Genomic DNA, 7,598 nt, shown 5'->3' with positions numbered 1-7,598 from the left:
TTCGCCTTTCGCTTCAGCTCTCTTATTTAGCTTTTTATTTATGAGCGTTTGAAATGGTCTCCAATCAATGAGTTTGTCAATTTGCTCTAGAAACTCATTGCGTGCTCTAGAACTTCTCAATTCGGTAAACACCTCAGTAAATGAGGGTGCATTGTTGCTCGTTTGCTTGAATCCCATAACTATTGTCGCTATAAATCAATACTATATCCTCCCCTTAATTACACAATAAAGATACTAATAATCAATGATATACGCAATAATTTGAGACGGTTTTTCGTGCAACATTCTCAATATTACGATAGGCATTCCCTTTGAAAGGTAATCGGACGAGCCACTCGATAAAGTACCACACGTAGAATAGGATATACCCCATCTCTTTCATTTGAGCCGTATGTATTCGCTCATGGTTGATATCCACCGCTCCTACCGCATGCTTCCACCCCTTCCTTACGAGTATAATACCGAAGAAATTAAGGCACAAGAAGCCATCGAAAGGGATAAATCTATTCTCTAATATCTTCATAGGTCTACGATATCAATAGTACAATGCAGTAGCACGAGAGGTAGCAAAGTCCCCTCGTGATACCTTACTGTGCTATCTCCGATAGTTCCAACCAACGAAGTTCACTAAGATCTAGTTCATCCTTCACCTCACTATACGATGCCCCAAGGCGTACCAGCTCCTCGGGGGATGCCGTCCCGCTATTCATCTTATCCTCTATAGCTTTCAGCTTCAGCTCTAGTTCGGGGAGAAGTTCAGTCAATTGCTCAAGCTCCCTTTGCTCTTTATAGGAGAGCTTCTTCCTTTCTCTCTCCGAGCGTTGTGGCTTCGGCGCCTCGGTCTTCTCAGTCTTAGACTTAGCTACTACCTTCTCCTCCTTGGGGGAATTGCGGTAGTCGGTATAATTACCTGGGAAGTCACGCACCTTTCCATCGCCTTCTAGCACAAACAGATGTTCGGTGATACGATCCATGAAGTACCTATCGTGCGACACGACAAGCAAACACCCGTCGAACTGACTTAGGTACTCCTCCAGCACCTGTAGCGTAGGTATATCTAAGTCGTTAGTAGGTTCGTCAAGGACAAGAAAGTTAGGCTTCTGCATCAGTACCGTACAGAGCTGAAGTCTACGGCGCTCTCCACCACTCAGAAGTGACACATAGTCCTGCTGCCGTTTCGGAGGGAAAAGGAATCTAGTTAGGAGCTGCATAGCGCTATGCTCCGCCCCACTGCGCCCTACAATACGTTCGGCAATATCGGTGACGACTTCTATAACCTTCTTATCTTCGGGAAAAGCAGGTGGCAACTGCGAGAAGTAGCCAAACTTTACGGTCTCCCCCACCTCGATAGTCCCTGAAGTAGGCTCCAGCTCCTGCATAATCAGACGAATCAGAGTGGTCTTGCCAGCTCCATTAGGACCAATAATACCGACTCTGTCTCTACGTGCAAAACTATAGGAGAAGTCCTTAATCACATCGAGGGTACCGTAACTCTTAGATAGCCCTCTGGCTTCAAATATCTTCTTTCCGATATATACCGACTCATTGTCTAGGCGAGGCCCTTGCTGGATAGGGATATTCCGCAGCTGTCCTTGGAGCTCCTCAAAGGCATCCTTCCGATAGCGTGCTTTGGTACCACGTGCTTTCGGCATTCTGCGCATCCAATCCAACTCTGTCCGATAGCGATTCCGAAGTGTCGCTTGTTCGCTCTCCATCTGCTCAAGACGTTCAGCGCGCTTCTGGAGATAGAGACTATAATTCCCTTCATACGTGAATATCTGCTTATCGTCTAGCTCCATTATGGTATCGCACACCTGATCAAGGAAGTACCTATCGTGCGTCACCATCAGTAGTCCCGCATTGGAGGTCGAGAGATAACCCTCCAGCCACTCCACGGTACTTGGGTCTAGGTGGTTAGTAGGCTCGTCGAGGATAAATAGGTCTGGACTCCTAAGAAGCACCGATGCTAATGCTATGCGCTTCGTTTGCCCTCCCGATAATCCCTGCGTACTCCTATGAGGATCTCCCAGTTCCAATTGCGTCAGCAGTGCCTGTAGCTCCTGTTCTATATGCCAGCCATCGTGCTGATCCATAGCTGCGATAGCACGGTTCAGCCGATCCGTATCTTCGCTCTCCACAGCAGCCTCATACTCCAAGATGACCTCCTGAAGGTTCGGAGCGATACCACTAAGACTAGCAGAAAGGATATCGGGGTAGCCCGAGAAGTCACTCTTTTGAGGCAGATAAGCCAGCTTAAGGTCTCTCATCGTGGTAATCTCTCCACTATCGATACTCTCCTCGCCTACCAGCATACGGAGAAGAGTAGTCTTACCCGCTCCATTAGGAGCGATAAGACCAATCTTCTGCCCTTTCTCTATAACAAAGGTAAGGTGACTAAAGAGCTCCAGAACCCCGAAGCTCTTGCTTAGATTATCTACTTGCAGTAGCGACATCAGAAAACTATAGTGATTCGACCTTGTACGACAACGAAATCTATTCCTTTGAAGTTATCGCCGGCAACTGAGTAACTACCGTGAAAGTCTTTATGATGATCAAGATAATTAGCATGCAGAGAGAAGCAAAGGTGTTTCGTTGTCCAATAATTGGCAAAAGCACCATAGCTCATACCAGCAAGCGCTTCAGTCCCTTCGTGATCATTAAGATAAAGCCCCGATGCTCTCACTCCAAGCTCTAGCGCCTGATCACCATCATAAGGGCTACCACTAAAGTCTCCGCTACTTGCTTTATAGCTACGTGGATTGCCGAGTACCGTATAGCTCGCACGCACATTCCAACCAGCGTACTGAGGGGTAGGAAGGTTCTCAGCACGGAAGAAGTTGGTTCCAAGACCCTCCGCCGTAAATAAGAAGTTCTTATTCTGGTAGGCAAGCTCCACACCATAATTAAGTTGGCTCTTCGTATTGGCATAATTATAGGTGACAAACTTCGGAGCAATAGCACCTGTCTCTATACCCATGGCACCAGTACGAACGCTATTGCCATTCGTCATACGCATCCAATAAGCATTGGCACCTAGCTGTAGCTTCTCAAGCCTCTTATTGACTACGTTGTAGGCGAAGCGTCCTGCCACTCCTACCTCAGGTCGCTTGGGCAGACCTATTCCCACGAAGTCATTGAGGTTAAATGTATAGGCACCTAAGGCTGCATAGTGCCTGCCACTGGTACTATAGAGCGCCAAACCGAAACGACGAGACGATGCCATGGATAGTCCCATAGGCGTATCCATAGCCATAGCGCTACTTGTACTGTAGTTTTTACTCGCTGGGCCAGGCACCTTCATCTGCCCAAAAGTCAGCTTTAGATTATCACTCAACTGATAGTCGAGCAACATATTGAGTAGGCTAATCTTATTCCCAGCATAGTTGAAGTGAAACTGAAAGCCCCAGTGCTTACTAAAGCTCCCCGAGAGTTCTGTCTGGAGATTGGAAAACCGTACACTAGGACTAATAGAGAAGGGGGTTCCCTCTAGCGTAGCCTGCTTGGTATCGAACGTGGGCACAAAACCTGCACCATCGAGCGTGTAGGTATTTGCCACCTTAAGCTTGAACCCATTGCTACCCTTTACATAAAGTGCAGCATTGTGGTATGCGACTGATGTCTTGGACTGTGCCATGGCACCTCCTAGCGTAGCGATTACCATCGCAATGGTAAGGACTAATCGTTTCATACAAATATATATTACTGTTTTGGAATAACTTGGTTATCGTCTATAGAGTGTTATCAATGTAAGTAGGAAGTCGAAAACCACCATCTGGACATTCCCATTCTGCACCACCTCCATTCGGGCACTCTGTATCTCCTCCATCACTTTAGAGTAATTATCTAGGGGTAAAGCCGCAGCAATCGCTTGTGCCTCTCGCCCTAAGGCAGAGGAGAGGAACTGCACATCGTGGTCGCCATACTGGAGTGCCAATACCTCCCTAAGTGCTGGGGGCAAAGCATCAAGTAAAGCTACCACCTCAGGTCTATCTAGCTTAGCCACCTCTTGGGCGTACTCCAGAAACACCTTAGGGTCGCGGCACAAAGGCAAACTCAGCAATTGCAAGGCATCGTTCTGGCTGTGTACCTCGCCTCCATTCTGCTCCAGCTGCAGCGCTCTATACAAATTACCCTGAGCCAAGTGCCCTATCTTCATTGCCTTTTCTGTCTCAATTCCCTCCTTCGCTATCAAATAATCTACCAGCACCTCCTCGGGAATCCCTGGCACCGTCACCCGCTGCAGACGGCTGGCAATAGTAGACAAGAGCTTCTGTGGTTCGTGCGACACCATGACAAACACCACTCCAGCTGGTGGCTCCTCCAATAGCTTCAGTAGCTTATTGGCGGTCTCGGAGCGCATCAATTCAGGCTTCCATATTATGATAACCTGATATTGGCTCTTGAACGAGCGCAACGAAGTAAAATGAATAAGTCTTTCGGCTTCGGCTACAAGTATCTGCAGCTGTTTATTACCCGCACTCTGCAAGTCGCGCCACTCCAGTTCCGAGAAGCGCTTTGCCTTACTCATGAGTTGCGTGAACTGATCTAAATAAAGGTCAGAAGTCGTTTCCTTGGTATCGCCACTCTTAATCACTGGAAATACCATGGTGAGATCGGGGTGCTGTAGACCATCCATTTGCCTACACGATTGGCACACGCCGCAGGGTAATCCCTCCTCCGTCCTATTTTCACATAGGATCTGACGCGATAGCACAAAGGCAAGTGGCAAAGCCTCACTCCCCTCCTCTCCTGTGAGAAGAAGGGCGTGAGGCAATTGTTTTGCTTGGAGAAGAGCACCGAAGTGAGCAACCAACCTCTCCTGCCCAAGGAGCTCCTCAGGCTTTGGCACTATCACCATGCTTGCGGGTCTTAGATATGACCGTAATCGGGCTTACTGAAGTCCACAGCAGCGGTAGGATTGGCATCCTCGCTAGCATGATAACGCATAAACTGGCTACGCTGATACATGGTAGCATGATCTACACGAGTGGCAGCCAACTTGCTCTTAAATTCTTTAATCTCGTGGTACTGCTTACGATCCATCCAGTCAGAGAGGAATTGATTAGCCTCGCGGATAACATTGGCACCCCCCTTATATAGAGCGCTACAATACTGTACAGCATCAGCACCTGCGAGTAGCCCCTTCACAAGATCCTTACCATCGCGCGCGCCATTGGAGAGGGCGATAGAAAGGTCTGGCACACCACCACGAACCAATCCGGCATATCGGAGGGAGTCGGAGAACGAACCTTGATGGCTCAGCACTGAACCACGACTAATCTCCTCCTCTTCAATATCAATATCGGGCATAAAAGTACGGTTGAAGAGTACCACAGCATCGGCTCCAGCGAGCTTCAGGTCTCTAGCGAGACGAACGACGTTGGTGAAATACTTACTTAGCTTGATGATAAGTGGCGTATTGGGCAATACCTTACGAAGCCCCTGAACCATCTTGATCAAATCCTGCTCCGACTCTCCCCAAGGCTGGGTCACCTTAGTCTCCAGTCTCATAACGTTGCACTCTAGGGCATCAGCGCCAGCATCAATTAGCTCCTTGGCATACGTTACCCAGCTATCACTCTTATAAGCATTTACACTAGCAATTACAGGGATATCTACGGCTTGCTTAGCCTCACGGATTACATTTACATGCGATTGTAGGGCATGCTCCTTCACGTAGTGTTGGAGGTAATCCATCGCTGCGGAGTCGTGGTAGCCACTATTCATCTCCTCAGTCATTTGGGTAATATCCTGTTCTATCTCCTCCTCAAAAATCGATTTTAGGACGATTGCACCAGCACCAGCATCTGCGAGCTCCTTGATCTTCTTGACTTCTTTAGTCAATCCCGAGCTAGCTACGATGAATGGGCTTCTCAGTAGCAGTTTTCCTGCGTATAGTGTTGATATATCAGCCATAAACACATATTAAAATTGTGATTTCACTTCTCCCACAAAGTTAGCAAAATATTTGGGATTTCTGCATACATAGCGATAGACTGTTACGGTGTGTGAAAGGCTCTCAATAACTTGCGGACACTCCAAGAGTACCGAGACCGTAAGATACTCCCTTATACTCAGTTTGGAGGGAAGAGCCTATACAAGGTGAGCGACATTGAGAAGATGCTGGAGGATAATTACATCAGATAAGATGCTCTCTCTATAATAGAGCTATATATATGGATAATTATTCAGATGATGAGATCGTGAGATAGATATCAGGATAGGTATCTCACGAGTCAACTTGTCGCGCTGTCGACTTGACAACGGTTTTGTGTTACCCAAAACGTCATCTCTTTTCCCTACTTGGCAAGGTGTGTTTTTGTCCGACAAAACTTCGCTTTTCCGACAAAAGGCCTTGCCCCACAGGGAAAACAAATCACTCCAGAGTCGTGCTTAAAACGGGGATAAGGTGACCAAGCAAATTGCCGTTATTCTCTACGATGGTAAAGTCAAAGGTGCTATTTTGGAGCTTGGGCAGCCACCTTTTCTGTTCAGGAGGGAGTACAACTATTGATGGATAGCGATTAAGCGTATCTCGCCTGTTCTCTATGCTTTTCAATTGAACGTCCAAGTCTTCTGTCTCAAGATGGAGAGTCAAAGGAATAGGCTCTTCAATATTGGTCAATACCTTGCCGTTGGCATAGCTTATATAAGCAGTTGTGCTAGGCTCTGAAAGATCGTAAAAGGTAATGGTGCCTGAATAGACCTGCTTGTAGGGCATAAAGTAGGCGATACCAAATAAGACCATCAAGACTGCAAATAGGATGATGGTGCCGTATCTGACAAGTGCGGGAGGGATTTGTCCCACAATGCTCCGCATCTTTTCGCTTCTCAGTTCGTAGCTCTTTTCTTGTTTCTCCATATCAGTTACCCAGCTCTAGTTGGTTCTTCACGAGTTCATAGTACTTGCCTCGGCTGGCAGTAAGACTCTCATGGTTGCCTACTTCTACAATCTTTCCTTTGTCAAGTACGACGATTTGGTCGGCATTTCTGACAGTAGATAGACGGTGAGCCACCACCACTACAGTTTTACCCTTGTAGAAGTCTTCTAGCTTCTCTGTGATAGCTCGCTCGTTATTGGCATCAAGAGCATTGGTGGCTTCATCTAAGAATACAAATGTAGGGTCTTTATAAACCATTCTGGCAATCAATATTCGCTGTCTTTGCCCTTGGCTAATACCCTGACCATCTTGCCCAATCATTGTATTGTAAGCCAGCGGAAGACTTTCTATATGGTCTGCAATGTTAGCCGTACGAGCAGCAGCCCGTATCCGCTCTATGTCTGGAGTGTCGTCACTTATGGCGATATTCCGAGCGATGGTGTCACTAAAGAGATATCCCTCTTGCATCACGGCTCCGCCACCAGCTAAGATTGTACTCCTCGAGGTCTCTTCCTGACACCTTTATACTGCCCTCTAACGGCGAATAATACCCAAGCAGTAGCTTTATCAAAGTGGTCTTTCCGCTTCCACTGGCACCCACTATAGCCGTTACCTTGCCATTGGGGATAGTAAGATTGAGATGGTCTAGGATAGGAGTTGGGCTATAGATGTCGTACTTAAATGAGAGGTTCTCCACCTTGATGTCTAAGTTATCTA

General features: G+C 47.2%; 6 protein-coding genes and 2 pseudogenes. 1 reads left to right on the top strand and 7 read right to left on the bottom strand.

Annotated features, from left to right (window positions below; genetic code table 11):
- Positions 1-241 precede the first annotated feature (241 nt).
- The 5 genes from A3GG_RS12495 to A3GG_RS0110850 form a co-directional block, all read right to left on the bottom strand.
- Complete coding sequence (locus A3GG_RS12495; RefSeq protein ID WP_018359314.1) at positions 242-523, bottom strand: hypothetical protein; 282 nt, start codon at positions 521-523, stop codon at positions 242-244.
- Between the two features lie 64 nt (positions 524-587).
- On the bottom strand, positions 588-2,453 hold the full coding sequence (gene abc-f, locus A3GG_RS0110865; RefSeq protein ID WP_018359313.1) for a ribosomal protection-like ABC-F family protein: 1,866 nt from the start codon (positions 2,451-2,453) through the stop codon (positions 588-590).
- Positions 2,453-3,688, bottom strand: a complete 1,236-nt coding sequence (locus A3GG_RS0110860) for a porin (RefSeq protein WP_134849376.1) — start codon at positions 3,686-3,688, stop codon at positions 2,453-2,455. Before A3GG_RS0110860 ends, abc-f begins: the two co-directional genes overlap by 1 nt.
- 33 nt (positions 3,689-3,721) lie before the next feature.
- Positions 3,722-4,858: a DNA polymerase III subunit gene (locus tag A3GG_RS0110855; RefSeq protein WP_018359311.1), complete on the bottom strand. Its 1,137-nt coding sequence runs from the start codon at positions 4,856-4,858 to the stop codon at positions 3,722-3,724.
- An 11-nt stretch (positions 4,859-4,869) separates the two neighbouring features.
- Complete coding sequence (locus A3GG_RS0110850) at positions 4,870-5,916, bottom strand: dihydroorotate dehydrogenase-like protein (RefSeq protein ID WP_018359310.1); 1,047 nt, start codon at positions 5,914-5,916, stop codon at positions 4,870-4,872.
- Between the two features lie 88 nt (positions 5,917-6,004).
- Between A3GG_RS0110850 and A3GG_RS13515 the strand changes: the two are divergent.
- Positions 6,005-6,147: pseudogene (locus A3GG_RS13515) on the top strand (helix-turn-helix domain-containing protein); the annotation flags it as partial.
- Positions 6,148-6,376: 229 nt separating this feature from the next.
- On the opposite strand, the gene A3GG_RS0110840 reads toward A3GG_RS13515, so the two are convergent.
- On the bottom strand, positions 6,377-6,862 hold the full coding sequence (locus A3GG_RS0110840) for a hypothetical protein (RefSeq protein ID WP_018359308.1): 486 nt from the start codon (positions 6,860-6,862) through the stop codon (positions 6,377-6,379).
- 1 nt (position 6,863) lies between these two features.
- Positions 6,864-7,598 (bottom strand): annotated as a pseudogene (locus tag A3GG_RS0110835) (peptidase domain-containing ABC transporter); the annotation flags it as partial.

It is taken from the genome of Porphyromonas levii DSM 23370 (assembly GCF_000379925.1).
Lineage (GTDB): Bacteria > Bacteroidota > Bacteroidia > Bacteroidales > Porphyromonadaceae > Porphyromonas_A > Porphyromonas_A levii.
The sequence above is the reverse complement of the archived record's forward strand: the minus strand, read 5'-3'. Positions and strand labels throughout refer to the sequence as shown.